The sequence below is a fragment of the Myroides phaeus genome, from assembly GCF_009799805.1.
Taxonomy (GTDB): domain Bacteria; phylum Bacteroidota; class Bacteroidia; order Flavobacteriales; family Flavobacteriaceae; genus Flavobacterium; species Flavobacterium phaeum_A.
Genome location: NZ_CP047050.1, coordinates 1,875,952 through 1,892,117, shown reverse-complemented (window position 1 = coordinate 1,892,117; position 16,166 = coordinate 1,875,952). Strand labels below are relative to the sequence as shown.

Genomic DNA, 16,166 nt, shown 5'->3' with positions numbered 1-16,166 from the left:
CAATTGAACTATGCGTTATTTTACTCACCTTACTAAATAATTTTATATGTTAAAAGCTATTATAAATCGTCCTATCCTGGCTACAGTAATATCAATTATGTTCTTATTACTTGGGTTAGTTGGACTTACATTATTACCGATAACACGTTTCCCAGAGATTGCACCACCGAGTGTTACTGTCTCTACTTCATACCCTGGTGCAAATGCTGAAACTGTTGCTCAGAGTGTCTTATTACCGATTGAGGAATCTATCAATGGGGTTGACAATATGAGTTACATTAGTTCAAAAGCAAGTAACAGTGGATCGGGAACTATAAACGTATATTTTAAAGCAGGTACTGACCCTGACCAAGCATCTGTAAACGTACAAAACAGAGTAAGTAAAGCGTCAGGTGATTTGCCGTCTGAAGTTAATGAAAACGGTATTTCTGTTACTCCTCGTCAGAGTGGTAATATTATGACGATTAACTTTTACAGTGACCACCCTGAAGAGGTGTATGACGAAACTTTCTTACAAGCATACACACAGATTAATATCAACCGTGAACTACTAAGGGTTCCCGGAGTTGCATCTGTTGGACGTATTGGTGCACGTGATTACTCAATGAGAACGTGGTTAAACCCAGAAAAACTGGCTTTATATAGTCTAACTCCTCAAGACATCATTAGTGCGATTAAAGATCAAAACTTTGAAATTGCTCCTGGTGCTTTTGGAGAAACATCTGATGAGGCATTTGAAACATCATTGAAACACAAAGGTAGATTTAGTCAACCTGAGCAATATGAAAACATTGTAATTAAAACAAACAAAGACGGTTCTGTTTTACTATTAAAAGATGTAGCAAGAGTGGAGTTTGGCGCGTCTAACGTGGGGAGTGATAACAGTGTAAACGGTTACCCTGGATTGACAATGAACATTACGCAAACTGCTGGTTCAAATGCCAGAGATATTGATATTGCCGTTAGAAAAGTATTAGAACGCGTTTCTAAGTCGTTCCCAAAAGGAGTACACTATGAAATTAGCTACTCTGTAAAGAATCAGATTGACGAGTCGATTAACCAAGTAAAGAGTACGCTTTTCGAGGCTTTCTTCTTAGTGTTTATCATTGTTTACTTATTCTTACAAGACTTTAGATCAACAATTATTCCCGCTATTGCTATTCCTATTTCACTGGTAGGTACGTTGTTCTTTATCTACTTAATGGGATTCTCTATTAACGTATTAACAATGTTTGCTTTAGTGCTCGCCATTGGTATTGTAGTAGATGACGCCATTGTAGTGGTTGAGGCTATACACGAGAAAATGCATCAGACGGGAATGAAAGCAAAAGAAGCTACAATCTCAACGATGAACGAGATTACAAGAGCTATTATCTCTATTACTTTAGTAATGTCAGCTGTGTTCTTACCTGTTGGTTTTATGCAAGGTCCTGCTGGTATATTCTATAAGCAATTTGCCTATACCCTTGCCTTTGCTATTCTTATTTCAGCTGTAAACGCATTAACGTTGAGTCCTGCTTTATGTGCTTTGTTTTTAAAACAACCATCAGGAGATGAGTATGTAGCAAAGAAAAATAAAAACACAGTACAACGCGTAAGTGGTAGATTCTTCTTTGCTTTCAACACAGCATTTGACAGTTTCACTGAAAAATATGTAGCTACAATTAAGAAGTTAATCACCAATAAAAAAGTGGCTATTGCCGGATTGGCATTAATCATCGGATTAGGAGTTGTATTCTTATACAAAACGCCTTCTTCATTTATTCCAAGAGAAGACGACAGTTATATTACATACTCTTTAGCAATGCCTCCTGGTGCTTCGTTAGCACGTACAAAAGTTGTTCTTGCTAAAGCAGATAGTATTTTAAAACAACGTACGGATATTGAGGGAATGACTGCTATTTCTGGTTATAACGCCATTGATGGTAACGCGAGTCCGTCATTTGCTGTTGGTTTCCTTAATTTGAAACCGTACAAAGAAAGAGGAAAAACAAAGAATATAGATAAGATTATTGAGGAGATTCAAACCGACTTATCTGTTATTAACGAGGCGTCATTCAACGTATTCCCAAGACCTACTATTTCAGGATTTGGTGACTTCGGTGGTATTGAATTTGTTCTTCAAGACCGTATGGGTGGTGGATTCGACGAATTCAGTAAGGTTAGTGATGAGGTGATTAAAGAATTGAAAAGCAGAGATGAAATTGCAAATGCATTTACTTCTTTTAAAGCCAATTACCCTCAATACTTATTAGAGATTGACTATGTGAAAGCAAAATCTTTAGGCGTTAGCGTAAAAGATTTAATGACAACGGTTAAGAATTACTACGGTCGTATAAAAGCTGGGGATTTCAACAGATTTGGACGTACATACCGTGTGTATATGCAAGCAGATATTCCATTTAGAGAAAGTCCAGAGTCATTCCGTTCTATTTACGTGAAAAACAAAGACGGTGAAATGTTGCCTGCCAATACGTTGATTAAACTGAAAAAAACATTAGGTCCACAAACGGTAACGAGATATAACTTATACAACTCTATTTCTATTAAAGCTACACCTGCTACGGGTTATAGTACAGGAGATGCTATGAAAGCCATTGAAGAGGTAACAGGGAAAATACCTGGTAACTATTCGTATGAGTTTACAGGAATGTCTTTAGAAGAAAAAGACTCAGGTAACCAAGCTATCTTGATTTTCGCCTTGAGTATTGTATTTGTTTACTTCTTACTATGTGCACAGTACGAGAGTTATTTATTGCCTATTGCAATTTTACTTACTGTACCAACGGGGTTATTAGGGGTTGCGCTATTTGTAAACTTAGCGGGATTACAAAATAACATCTATGTACAAGTAGGTCTGATTATGCTGATTGGTTTATTAGCTAAGAACGCTATTCTGATTGTGGAGTTTGCTCTACAACAAAGACGCAATGGTCTATCTATTTTTGACGCAGCTATAGAGGGGTCTAAGATGCGTTTAAGACCAATCTTGATGACATCATTTGCTTTCGTAGCTGGATTAATTCCATTGATGTTTACTGTTGGTCCATCTGCTCAAGGTAACCATTCTATCAGTTTTAGTGCCGCTGGAGGTATGGTATGTGGAGTAATCGTAGGGATTTTTATTATCCCTGTACTATTCTTCATTTTCCAAACGTGGGATGAAAAACTTAAAGCAAAATTTACTAACGACTAAAAATAGAAACCTATGAATACAAAAAGAATATTAACATACACTTTATATGCTTCGATGGTTTCTGCTTTGGTGGCATTACAATCTTGTGCACCACAATCGAAATACAGAGCACCTCAATTAGACTTGCCTGAAAGCTATAGAGGACAAAGTGATTCAATTAGAACAGCAAGCGACTCTGTTGGTATTGCTGATATTGATTGGAGAACGTTCTTTGAAGATGAAACGTTAATCCACTTAATTGAGAAAGGATTAGAACACAACTTTGATATGCAGAATGCGGTCAAAAACATTGAAATTGCCAATATGAAAGCGGGCCAAGCTAAATTAGAATGGTTGCCTTCAATTAATATGGATATGGGAAGTGTTTCTTATCAATATAAATCTCAAAACTACTATGGCTCGCCTTCTTCTAAGTACTATGCTGACAAGGGGAAAGATGCTCCTGATAATATGTATGTAAACTCGGCACAATACATCACTGGTTTAGGGTTGAGCTGGGAAATAGATATTTGGGGAAAAATAAAGAGTAAAAGTACAGAGGCATTAGCAAGATACTTACAGACCAATGAGGCTAAGAAAGCAGTACAAACTACTTTAATTGCTAATATTGCTGAGGGATATTACAACTTACTGTTGTTAGACGCACAAATGGAAGTAGCTGAAACCAACTATGAGTTGACTAAAAACACCCTGAAGATTGTAGAATTACAACGCGATGCGGGACAAATCACTTCCTTGGCGATTCAGCAAACGCGTAACCAAATGTTGGTTGCCAAAGCCTTAATTCCTTCTTTGAAACAACAGATTGCTATTCAAGAAAATGCCTTGTCATTACTTACTGGTCAGTTGCCTAATGATATTGAAAGGGACACCAAATTAGCTGATGTGAAATACGACGAAACCCTGACAACAGGTATTCCGTTGTATATGATTAGTCAAAGACCTGATGTACAAGCAGCAGAATTAGAATTACAAGCTAAAAATGCTATTGTAGGGGTAACACAAACAAGTAGATATCCATCATTACAAATAGACCTTACAGGAGGATTAAACAGTATGTTAGGATCTAATTGGTTCAATATTCCTGGTTCTCTTTTTGGTGGTTTAGTTGGTAAACTTACTGCTCCTATTTTCAATAAAAAGAAACTAAAAACAGACTTTGAAGTAGCTAAAATTGAAAGAACGAAGTCAGAGATTGACTTTCAGAAAACAGTTTACACAGCAATAACAGAAGTAACAGATGCTTTGATTACATCTGAAACTGTGAGAGAGCAAATTGATATTGCAGAGGAACAAGTTTCTACATCAAGATTAGGGGTTAAGCAATCTAACTTATTATTTAATAGTGGATATGCAACATATATTGAGGTAATCAACGCACAAAAAAATATGCTTGATAGTGAGTTGAATTTGAATAAACTTAAACAAAACAAATTGCTATCGAGAGTTAAGCTATACAAATCTCTTGGAGGAGGTTGGAAATAGTTTACGAAACGAGTAAAGTAACCAAACTTTAAATAGAAAAACCTAAAAGGGAGAACATCGCAATGTTCTCCCTTTTCTTTTATATGCCGACACTACGCTATCTCCTCATACTTACTTTCACACCCTTTTTTGAGATTGCCTTTGAACTCATCATCCTAACGCAATGAAATCAAAACCATTTAAAACTTTCAAAACGCTAATACAATATACTACACTACAAGTCAAAAAAAGAGGATGCCTATATAGACATCCTCTTTTACGTATAAAAACAAACTGTTTATTTTATTCCATTTTGGTTTAACCAAGCACTGTATTTTCTACTATTAGCATTGTGTTGCGCTAAAGTAACAGCAAACTCGTGATACCCCATTTTCTCAACGCTTGCACAGAAATACACATAATCGTGTTTCTCTGCATTTAACACAGCGTCAATTGTATTCTTATCTGCCATAAAGATTGGCCCTGGAGGCAATCCAGTATTTTGATACGTATTATACGGAGATGGTACTTCAGTGTCTTTTAAGTACACTCTTTTGATTACTTGATCAAAATCACCTGTATATAATTTCTTAGCATACACCACTGTTGGATCAGCTTGTAAAGGCATTCCCATTTTTAAGCGGTTAAGATATACACCCGCTACTTTAGACTTCTCGTCATTTTTAGAAGTTTCTTTTTGTACGATAGACGCTAAAATAGACACTTCAATAGGAGTTAATCCCAAAGCTTTTGCTTTCTCCTCACGCTCAGCATTCCAAAAACGGATATACTCTTTGTGCACTCTATTTCTAATTTTCAACGGATTTACATTCCAATAAAACTCATACGTTTCTGGTAAAAAACACGTCAATACATTCTCTTTTGTAAACCCTGTTTCTTTCAAGAAACTCTCGTCGTAAAACGATTGTAAGAAAGCTAAACTATCTGGTTCAACTTGTGCTGCCATACGCCCTGCCAAGTTTTCAACGCGCTCCATATTATTAAACGTCAAACGAACAGGCACATTATCTCTCAAAGCTTGAATAAGGTCGTAACTGTTCATTCCGTTTCTCAACTTGAACTTTCCACCCATAATATTTCCAGAGTAGCTTCGTTGTTCAGCGATCTCCTCAAAACCATTCACATCATTCAAATACGGCTCTAACTTCTTAACCACAGTTTGAAAATTATCTCCCTCTGTTAAGTACACATATTCTTTTTCATCCCATCCGTGTAAGTTTGGAGAAAATGCCTTTCCGTACCAAACGTACAGATATCCTAATAAACCGAATCCTCCTAATACTACAAGTAAAACTAAGATGTTCTTTAATTTCATAACTACTCTTTAAAATATTAATTGATACATAGCCTCATCTTTATAGACAGAGCCAACTTTATTCCATTGTTTTTTAACGCCAATTAGTTCAAAACCATACTTGGTAAACAAGTGTGTACTTGCCGTATTATCAGTTGCAATATTAGCATACAATTGGTTTAATCCCAAATACTGTTGGCTGTAATTTATAACCAATTCTAACGCTTCTGAACCAATACCCCTATTGCGTTCATTAAGGTCTTGAATAACGATTCCAACCCCCGCTTTATTGTTCTTAGGATCAAAGTCAAACAAGTCTATCAATCCAAGTGTAGCCTTGTCGTCTTTATCACAAATTACCAAGCGCAATTGTTTTGCCTCATAAATATCTAAATGGGCATTTTCTAAATATTGGTGAATTAAAAATCGACTGTATGGCGTTTGCGTATTACTAACCTCCCACAGCGACATATCGTTTTCAATCTGATATATAAACTCTAAATCCTCTGGCTCTAAAGCACGCAGATAAATCGTTTCTCCTTGAATATGCAACATCTCTTTAAATTTCAATTGTTCCTTCAAACACTAATTCAGCCGGACCATTTAAGAACACCTTGCTAAACTTCTTGTTTTCATCTACCTCAAAAGCAACCTTTAGGTTCCCACCTTCCACGTCAATCTTTATAGTAGTATCGTCTGCCTTTCCTGTTAAATACATAGAGATAGCCACCGCTGTTGCTCCCGTACCACAAGATAAAGTCTCGTCTTCTACTCCTCTTTCAAACGTTCTTATTCTAAAATGATTAGGACCTTCTTGCTCTACAAAGTTCACATTAGTACCTCCTGGAGCATATAGTTCACTTTCGCGAATCTCCTTTCCGTTGTTAAAAACATCGTACTCCTTTACATTTCTAACCAACTCCACGTGATGAGGTGAACCCGTATTTAAAAAGCAATATTCTTTATTTACAGTGATCTCTTGCACGTCAATCATCTGTAACGACACCTTGTTATCTTTATCTATCGTAGCATTGTGTTCTCCATCAATAGCAATAAAACGGCATTTATCATTTGTTATTATTCCCAACTGCTTTGCAAAAGCAACTAAACATCTCCCTCCATTACCACACATTGTACTCTCACTACCATCTGCGTTAAAGTAAACCATTCTAAAGTCGTACTGTTCATCGTTTTCTAATAATATCAAACCATCTCCTCCTACACCAAAACGACGGTGACATAAAAAAGCAACTAACGCTTTGTCTTGTTTTGGAAAGAACCCACTTCTGTTGTCAATCATCACAAAGTCGTTCCCTGTTCCTTGATATTTATAAAACTTAATCATATACCTTTAATTTATTAAAGGGGTAAATTTACAAATAATTGTGCGTTAGTTCACATTGTTAAGTGTTGGTTAAAGCATTTACTCTATAAATTTTAGTTTCTTATTTTTACTCTTAAACAGTTAAATAATATTCTATTATGAAGAAAACTCTTAGTATATTCTTTATCAGTCTTCTTAGTGGTGCTCTAACATTAGGAGGATATAAAATTTTATTTGAAAATAAACAACAAGCACAAGAGCTAAATACTACTGAAAATGCGTTGCCAGACACTACTCAGGCATCGCGCATTACTCCTCTTCCAGGCAGTCTTGACTTTACAAAATCGGCAGAAAGCACCGTCAATGCGGTAGTTCACGTTAAAAACCTAAGCTATATCACTACGCGTTCTAATCCGTTGTTAGAATTTTTCTACGGATATAAAGGAGGTACACAAGCACAAGTGGGTACAGGTTCTGGAGTTATCATTACAGAAGATGGATATATTGTAACCAACAACCACGTAATTGCTAATTCGTCTGAATTAGAGGTGACCTTAAATAACGATGAGACTTATAAAGCAAAACTCATTGGTACAGATAAACAAATGGACATTGCCCTGCTAAAAATAGAACCTAAAGACAAACTGCCCTACATCGTATTTGGAGATTCTGACAATATCCAATTGGGAGAATGGGTATTGGCTGTTGGTAATCCATTTAACTTAACCTCAACGGTTACAGCGGGAATTGTATCTGCTAAAGCAAGAAACTTATCTAAAACAGGTATACAGTCGTTTATACAAACTGATGCTGCTATCAACCCTGGTAACAGTGGTGGTGCATTGGTAAACACGCGTGGAGAACTAATCGGTATCAACACAATGATTTCATCCAACACCGGTTCTTATGTCGGTTATGCCTTTGCAGTTCCGTCTAATGTAACCCGTAAAATAGTTGAGGATTTGTTAGAGTATGGAAACGTACAACAAGGGGTACTTGGGGTAAGTGGTTTTGAGTTAAACCAACAGCTCATAGCAGAACTAAACTTAAAAAACACGAAAAACGGTTTTTATGTCAAAGAGATTACTCCTAATTCCGGAGCTGAAAAGGCAGGAATAAAAACGGGAGATATCATAACAAAAATCAACAACAAAGACATTAAGACATTTGTAGATATTAAGTCCGTGCTCAACACAAAAAGACCAAATGATTTAGTTGATATTAGTTTTATTAGAGATAACGAACCACAGCAAACGCAAATTGCCTTAATTAAACGAGAGAATCAGCAATTTGCCTATAAGGGAATTGAATTCGAAGAATTAAGTGACGAAGATCGAGAAGAAAACAACATCAATTACGGTATCAAAATAGTGCGAATTACAGACAAAGAACTGTCAAATTACAAGAGAGAATTAGAGGGTAGCTTGCTTATTTCTATCAATGGAATTAAAATTATGTCTATAAATCAGGCCAAAGACATCCTAAATCAGGTAGGGCTTTCTCAAAAAATAAAGGCAGATATTGTCACTTTGAAAGGAGAACATTTACGTTTACTAATATAAAATAGATGTTCACCCAAAATATCGAAGAAAAAGTCCAATTTGTCATTTTGAATTTGATTAATTCATTAAAAAAACGGACTTTTGCAGGAATTTATCACAACACAATCTAAATATGAAGAACAATAGCTTATACGAAAAGGAATTAGCATTTCAAGCAGACCGCAGAAAGGCTTGTGTAGAATTCATTAAAATCGTTAGTGACTTATGGTATGATAAGTCTATCGAATTATTAATGTTCCGTAATCAACTAATCGACCGTAGCGTAAGCGATATCATCAACTTACACGAATACGCTGCAAAATTTGTTGGAAAACCAATCAACATTTTCGATTCAGTAGAAATCGCTGAAGCTATTCAAAAAGCAGACTTACCACCATCAAGAATTGATATCGGTCGTTTGACTTACGAATACCACTTAGAAGATAACCAACACAGTAACGCTTTAGCTTTCGTAAACGCGAAATTAAAAGATGCTAAAGAAACTGAAGAATTAGTACCAAAAGACGTTGTATTATACGGATTTGGACGTATCGGTAGATTATTAGCTCGTGAGTTAATGAACAAAATCGGTAAAGGACAACAAATGCGTTTAAGAGCAATTGTAACTCGTGATAAAAACGATGCTACTTTGTTAGAAAAACGTGCTTCTTTATTAAAATATGACTCTGTACACGGAGATTTCGAAGGTTCAGTTATCGCTGACCCAGAAAACAATGCTTTAATCATCAACGGAACTACTGTTCATATGATTTCTGCTAACTCTCCAGAAGAGATTGATTATACAGCTTACGATATTGACAATGCACTTATCATTGACAATACAGGAGCTTTCAAAACTGACGAAGACCTTAAGAGACACTTAACTGCTAAAGGAGCTTCTAAAGTATTATTAACTGCTCCAGGTAAAGGTGTTCCAAACATCGTACACGGTGTTAACCACACTGAGTACAACCCAGAGGAAGTTGATATTTGGTCAGCTGCTTCTTGTACTACAAACGCAATTACTCCTATTCTTAAAGTAATGGAAGATAATTTCGGAGTAGTAAAAGGACACTTAGAAACTATCCACGCTTACACAAATGACCAAAACTTGGTTGACAATATGCACAAAAAATACCGTCGTGGTAGAGCTGCAGCGTTAAACATGGTTATTACTGAAACAGGTGCTGGAAGTGCTGTTGCTAAAGCATTACCATCATTAGCTGGTAAATTAACTTCTAACGCTATTCGTGTACCAGTTCCAAATGGTTCATTAGTAGTATTAAACTTAGAAGTTGAAAAAACAACTTCAGTTGACGAGTTAAACGAAGTTATGCGTAAAGCAGCTTTAAATGGTGATTTAGTAGAGCAAATCAAATATTCAATCAACAATGAATTAGTATCTTCTGATATCGTTGGTACTTCTGCTCCATCTATCTTTGATAGTAAAGCAACTATTGTTTCTGCTGACGGTAAAAACGTTGTTATGTACGTTTGGTATGATAACGAATATGGTTATAGCCACCAAGTTATCCGTTTAGCTAAATATGTAGCGCAAGTTAGACGTTATACTTACTATTAGTAGATAGTCTTTTATAATATAATAAAGCCCGTTGTAATTGTTACAACGGGCTTTTTTTTGTTTATAATTTATACGCATCAATTACACATCATATTTTCGGTACCCCGTTTTCAATTTCACGTTTTACGCATCACGTTTCACAAATACCAGTTCCCCATTTTCGGTTTTCGATTACCGATACATCATTTATGTTCACTGGATTATCACATCTCGCGCTCGTACGGGCGAACCCGTGTGTTCGCCCCCTTTTGTTTATTTATAAACAACCTGCAAGATATTTATGTGTATGATTAATTATTGATAATTAATATGGGGTAAACACATAGGTTTACCCCTACACATACCGCAATGCAACGCAATATTTTGGTGCATATATACAATGTGGAGACGTGAAGTATCACATCTGTACCGATAATTACAATGACGTTTCACGTTTTACGCATCACGTTTCACAAATACCAGTTCCCCGTTTTCGGTTTTCGATTGCCGACACATCATTTATGTTGACTGGATTATCACATCTCGCGCTCGTACGGGCGAACCCGTGTGTTCGCCCCCTTTTGTTTATTTATAAATAACCTGCAAGATACTTATGTGTATGATTAATTATTGATAATTAATATGGGGTAAACACATAGGTTTACCCCTACGCATACCGCAATGCAACGTAATATCTTGGCGTATATATGCAATGTGGAGACGCGAAGTATCGCGTCTGTACCGATAAAACAAACCGATAATTACAATGACGTTTCACGTTTTACGCATCACGTTTCACAAATACCGGTTCCCGTTCTCGGTTACCGATATACTGAACGGATATTTACCCCTATAAAACATATCGAAAGTATGCATAATACATATCTATAAAGACGTTTCACGTTTTACGCATCACGTTTCACAAATACCGGTTCCCCGTTTTCGAAACCTCAGTTCCCCCTAAAAACAAAAAAACCTCTGAAAGCAATACGCTCAGAGGTTTTTTTCTTTTCTATATAAAATGCTATTTCAGCAATTCGTCTAACGTAACTCTAAACTTAGAGCTATTCCAATCGGCTGCTCTAAATTTCTTAACCACAATATTCCCTTTTTTGTCAATCACATACGATGACGGAAGTGATGTAGAATATAATTCTGTTGGCGCACTATTCTTTTCATAATACACAGGTAAAGTATATTCATTCTTTTCTTTAAACGCTTTCACCTTATCCACTGGATCATTCGTTACAAACATAAATACTACCTTATCCTTATAATCGTTGTAAAGCTCTTGAAAACTCGGTTTCTCAGCAATACAAGGAGGACACCACGTAGCCCAAAAGTTGATAATAACAACTTTACCTTCTACAGTAGTAAAATCAAAAGGTTTACCCTCTTCATCAACAACTATCCAGTCTTCAAAACTCACCTTCTTCACATCCTCTTGCTTCTCTAAAGACGGACTCATAGCAACAAGGCGATTTACCCATACTTTAAAACTTGTTCCAAGTGGCGTAAAAAACACTACCCCAATAAATATTATAAATAGAATATTAGATATCCAACCTTTCCCCTTTTTCTTCTCTTTCATAGTAATCGCTTAAAATAAACTTATACAAATATAGTACTAAAGCTTCTAAATATTAAAAATAGAACAAAACAAGCGGTATAACCAACAATAATTATATATAATAATAATTTTAACACTTTTTAAGAATCCTTAAACATCTCATCAAACTTAACTTCTTCCCTTCCTGGTAAAACTAAGTTCAAAACAATACCGATGATAGACGCTAATGCCATTCCTTCTAATGAAAACAAATCTCCAATATGAATAGCTGCTCCTCCAATTCCGATAATTAAAATAACAGACGAAATAATCAAGTTTCTCTTAACCTTGAAATCTACATTATTCTCTACCAACATACGCAACCCACTTGACGCAATAATACCGAATAACAAAATAGATACTCCCCCCATTACTGGTGACGGAATAGTACTTAACAAGGCTGCTACCTTTCCACAGAATCCAAATAGAATAGCAAAACACGCTGCCCCGATAAAAATATAAATACTAAAAGCTCTTGTGATGGCTAATACACCGATATTTTCTCCATAAGTCGTATTGGGTGGTCCACCAATCAAAGATGCCAACATTGTCGCTACACCATCTCCTAACATAGATCTATCTAACCCTGGTTCTTTGATTAAATCTTTTCCGATTACTTTACTCAATACCAATTGGTGTCCAATATGCTCTGCAATAGGCACAATTGCCACTGGTAACATCAACAGAATTACATACCAAGAAACAGATGGTTCATAATCAATAAAAGGCATCATAAACTCTGGAACTGCAATCCACTTAGCATTTGCTACAGCTTCAAAATGTACAACTCCCATTATAGAAGCAAAAGTATATCCTCCGATTATTCCTACTAATACGGGAATAACACTTAAAAATCCTCTTGTAAAAATAGCCGTAATAATCGTAATTGAAAGCGTTACTAATCCAATCAACACATAATTCAAATCATACTCTCCAGCCGGATTATTAGTAACCATTCCCACTGCTGTACTTGCTAAACCAAGACCGATAACCATAATAACAGGACCTACTACAATTGGAGGTAATAGTTTCATCAACCAATTCGTACCTGCTTTTGCTATGATTAACGACACTAACGAATACACAACCCCAACAAGGAAACTCCCCACTAAAAAGCTACCAACAGGCATTCCTGAATTAGGATCTGCCTCCAATGCTTTCATTGCGATAATAGGGTTAATAAAAGCGAATGACGAACCTAAATAAGAAGGCACTTTTCCTTTTGTAATAAAAATAAAAACCAAAGTACCAATTCCACTTGATATTAAGGCAATTGCAGGATTCATACCTGTTAATGCAGGAACCAAAACGGTAGCCCCAAACATGGCAAATAAATGTTGAATACTCAATAGTATCCACTGACCTAATTTTGGTTTTTCATCAACGGCCAATACAATAGCCTTTTCTTCTTTAGCCATACTTCTTTATCATTTTGTTAAAACTGCGTAAAATTAAACTTTTTAAATGATTCACTTTTGGTCTTATAGAAAAAACAAAGACATATTATAAAGAAAAATACATAAACCAAGGCACATTAATTCCATTAAGACAAAAAAAAGAGACCATCTGTTATAGATGATCTCTTCTTATATTCTTATGTATTTGTCAAATGACTATTTACCAGCAGCAATTAAATTTAATGCAGAACCAGCTTTAAACCATTCGATTTGACTTGCATTATACGTATGGTTAGCCTCAATTACATCTTTAGATCCGTCGGCGTGTACGAACTCAATATGTAACGATTTACCAGGAGCAAAATCAGTTAAGTCTAAGAAGTTGATTGTATCGTCTTCTTGGATTTTATCATAATCTGCTTCATTAGCAAAAGTTAATGCTAACATACCTTGTTTTTTCAAGTTAGTTTCGTGAATACGAGCAAATGATTTTACTAATACCGCTCTAACTCCTAAATGGCGAGGCTCCATAGCTGCGTGCTCACGAGAAGATCCTTCTCCGTAGTTTTGGTCACCCACTACAATAGTAGGAATACCAGCCGCTTTGTATGCTCTTTGAACAGCAGGTACAGGACCATACTCTCCAGTTAATTCATTCTTAACATTGTTTGTCAAATGGTTAAACGCATTTTCAGCACCAATTAACATATTGTCAGAAATGTTGTCTAAGTGACCACGGAAACGCAACCAAGGACCAGCCATAGAAATGTGGTCAGTAGTACATTTACCAAAAGCCTTAATCAACAATTTAGCTCCTGTAATATTTTTACCATCCCAAGGAGTAAATGGCTCTAACAATTGAAGACGTTTAGAATCAGCAGACACTTCAACTTTTACGTTTGAACCATCTTCTGCTGGTGCTTGATAACCTGGATCATCTACATCAAATCCTCTTTTTGGCAACTCATCACCTGTTGGAGGAAGTAATTTCACCTCTTCTCCGTTGTCATTGATTAACGTATCTGTGATAGGGTTAAAACTCAAATCACCTGCAATTGCTAAAGCAGCCACCATTTCTGGAGACGTTACGAAAGCGTGTGTATTTGGGTTACCATCCGCACGTTTCGAGAAGTTACGGTTGAACGAGTGAACAATTGTGTTCTTCTCCCCTTTATCAGCTCCCTCACGATCCCATTGTCCGATACAAGGTCCACAAGCGTTAGTAAACACTTTAGTTCCCATTTTCTCAAAAGTATCAATGATACCATCTCTTTCAATAGTAAAGCGAATTTGCTCAGAACCTGGGTTAATACCAAATTCAGCTTTTGGAGTAATACCGTGTTTAACAGCTTGCTCAACAATAGAAGCCGCTCTTGACATATCCTCATAAGAAGAGTTTGTACAAGATCCGATTAATCCCCATTCCACTTTTAAAGGCCATCCGTTTTTATCAGCCTCTTCTTTCATTTTAGAAACTGGAGTACCTCTATCCGGAGTAAATGGTCCGTTGATGTGTGGTTCTAATTCAGACAAGTTAATTTCGATTAACTCATCAAAGTATTGTGATGGATTAGCATACACTTCAGCATCCGCAGTTAAGTGTTCTGCTACCTTATCAGCAGCAGCAACTACGTCCTGACGACCTGTTGCAGCTAAATATCTTCTCATTGAATCATCATATCCGAAAGTAGAAGTTGTAGCTCCGATTTCAGCTCCCATATTACAGATTGTACCTTTACCAGTACAAGACATAGAAGTAGCTCCTTCACCGAAATACTCAACAATAGCTCCTGTTCCTCCTTTTACAGTAAGAATATCAGCTACTTTCAAGATAACATCTTTAGGTGCAGTCCATCCGTTTAATTTACCCGTTAACTTAACACCGATTAATTTAGGGAATTTCAACTCCCAAGCCATACCAGACATTACGTCAACAGCATCAGCTCCACCAACACCAATTGCTAACATACCTAAACCACCAGCATTTACTGTGTGTGAGTCAGTACCAATCATCATACCTCCTGGGAAAGCATAATTCTCTAAAACAATTTGGTGAATAATACCAGCTCCTGGTTTCCAGAAACCGATTCCGTATTTATTTGATACCGATGATAAGAAATTAAATACTTCTGAAGATTGCGTTTCAGCAACTTTTAAATCTGTTGCAGCGCCAACTTTTGCTTGAATTAAGTGGTCACAATGCACTGTTGTCGGTACAGCTACTTTCTCTTTTCCAGCGTGCATAAATTGCAATAAAGCCATCTGTGCAGTTGCATCTTGACAAGCTACTCTATCTGGAGCAAAGTCAACATAATCTTTTCCTCTTTCAAACGCTTGTGAAGGTTGTCCTTCCCATAAATGCGTATATAAAATTTTCTCAGAAAGTGTTAATGGACGACCTACCAATTGACGAGCTTTTTCAACTCTGTCTGGCATTTTATCGTACACTTTTTTAATCATTTCAATATCAAAAGCCATATTAATTTTATTTGATTCTACATTAATTACGTCTTCCCAAATTACTAATTATTTCCATACTAATATTTTAAAAAAATGCTAACACCTTCAATTTAAAACGATTCTACTTAAACAAATTAAGTTTGCAAAGAATACTTTAATGCAAAGTTTAAGGATGGTATTGCAAAAGGCAATTAGTTGACTATTTTGTTTAAATTTGAATAAAACTAAAGTTAATAAGGGTGACTATTACACACTCCTTATCTAAACTAACCAACCAAAACACATAGGTAGCAAATACT

General features: G+C 36.1%; 10 protein-coding genes. 4 read left to right on the top strand and 6 right to left on the bottom strand.

Annotated features, from left to right (window positions below):
• The first annotated feature begins 46 nt into the window (after positions 1-46).
• A complete protein-coding gene (locus GQS07_RS08470) occupies positions 47-3,196 on the top strand; it encodes an efflux RND transporter permease subunit (protein WP_158210429.1) in 3,150 nt (1,049 codons plus the stop codon).
• Positions 3,197-3,208: 12 nt separating this feature from the next.
• A complete protein-coding gene (locus GQS07_RS08465) occupies positions 3,209-4,681 on the top strand; it encodes an efflux transporter outer membrane subunit (protein ID WP_158210428.1) in 1,473 nt (490 codons plus the stop codon).
• A 277-nt stretch (positions 4,682-4,958) separates the two neighbouring features.
• Here the strand turns inward: GQS07_RS08465 and mltG are convergent, their stop codons facing one another.
• Genes mltG through dapF form a run of 3 tightly spaced genes read right to left on the bottom strand, consistent with a single transcriptional unit; the run spans position 4,959 to position 7,320 of the window.
• The gene (mltG, locus tag GQS07_RS08460; protein WP_158210427.1) at positions 4,959-5,996 is read right to left on the bottom strand and encodes an endolytic transglycosylase MltG; all 1,038 of its coding nucleotides are present in this window, start codon (positions 5,994-5,996) and stop codon (positions 4,959-4,961) included.
• A 9-nt stretch (positions 5,997-6,005) separates the two neighbouring features.
• Entirely contained in the window at positions 6,006-6,530 is a 525-nt protein-coding gene (locus GQS07_RS08455) for a GNAT family N-acetyltransferase (RefSeq protein WP_090407367.1), read from the bottom strand.
• A 4-nt stretch (positions 6,531-6,534) separates the two neighbouring features.
• Positions 6,535-7,320, bottom strand: a complete 786-nt coding sequence (gene dapF, locus GQS07_RS08450; RefSeq protein WP_158210426.1) for a diaminopimelate epimerase — start codon at positions 7,318-7,320, stop codon at positions 6,535-6,537.
• A gap of 137 nt (positions 7,321-7,457) precedes the next feature.
• Between dapF and GQS07_RS08445 the strand changes: the two genes are divergently transcribed.
• Together GQS07_RS08445 and GQS07_RS08440 are read left to right on the top strand one after the other, a co-directional pair.
• Complete coding sequence (locus tag GQS07_RS08445) at positions 7,458-8,861, top strand: S1C family serine protease (protein ID WP_158210425.1); 1,404 nt, start codon at positions 7,458-7,460, stop codon at positions 8,859-8,861.
• Between the two features lie 112 nt (positions 8,862-8,973).
• Positions 8,974-10,422 (top strand): glyceraldehyde-3-phosphate dehydrogenase, encoded by a 1,449-nt coding sequence (locus GQS07_RS08440; protein WP_090407203.1) that lies wholly within the window; start codon positions 8,974-8,976, stop codon positions 10,420-10,422.
• Between the two features lie 1,003 nt (positions 10,423-11,425).
• Here the strand turns inward: GQS07_RS08440 and GQS07_RS08435 are convergent.
• The 3 genes from GQS07_RS08435 to GQS07_RS08425 form a co-directional block, all read right to left on the bottom strand.
• Entirely contained in the window at positions 11,426-11,992 is a 567-nt protein-coding gene (locus GQS07_RS08435) for a TlpA family protein disulfide reductase (protein ID WP_158210424.1), read from the bottom strand.
• 119 nt (positions 11,993-12,111) lie between these two features.
• Positions 12,112-13,428, bottom strand: a complete 1,317-nt coding sequence (locus tag GQS07_RS08430) for a solute carrier family 23 protein (protein ID WP_158210423.1) — start codon at positions 13,426-13,428, stop codon at positions 12,112-12,114.
• Positions 13,429-13,623: 195 nt separating this feature from the next.
• Positions 13,624-15,885, bottom strand: coding sequence for an aconitate hydratase (locus tag GQS07_RS08425; RefSeq protein WP_158210422.1), 2,262 nt, complete (start codon positions 15,883-15,885; stop codon positions 13,624-13,626).
• Positions 15,886-16,166: the final 281 nt, after the last annotated feature.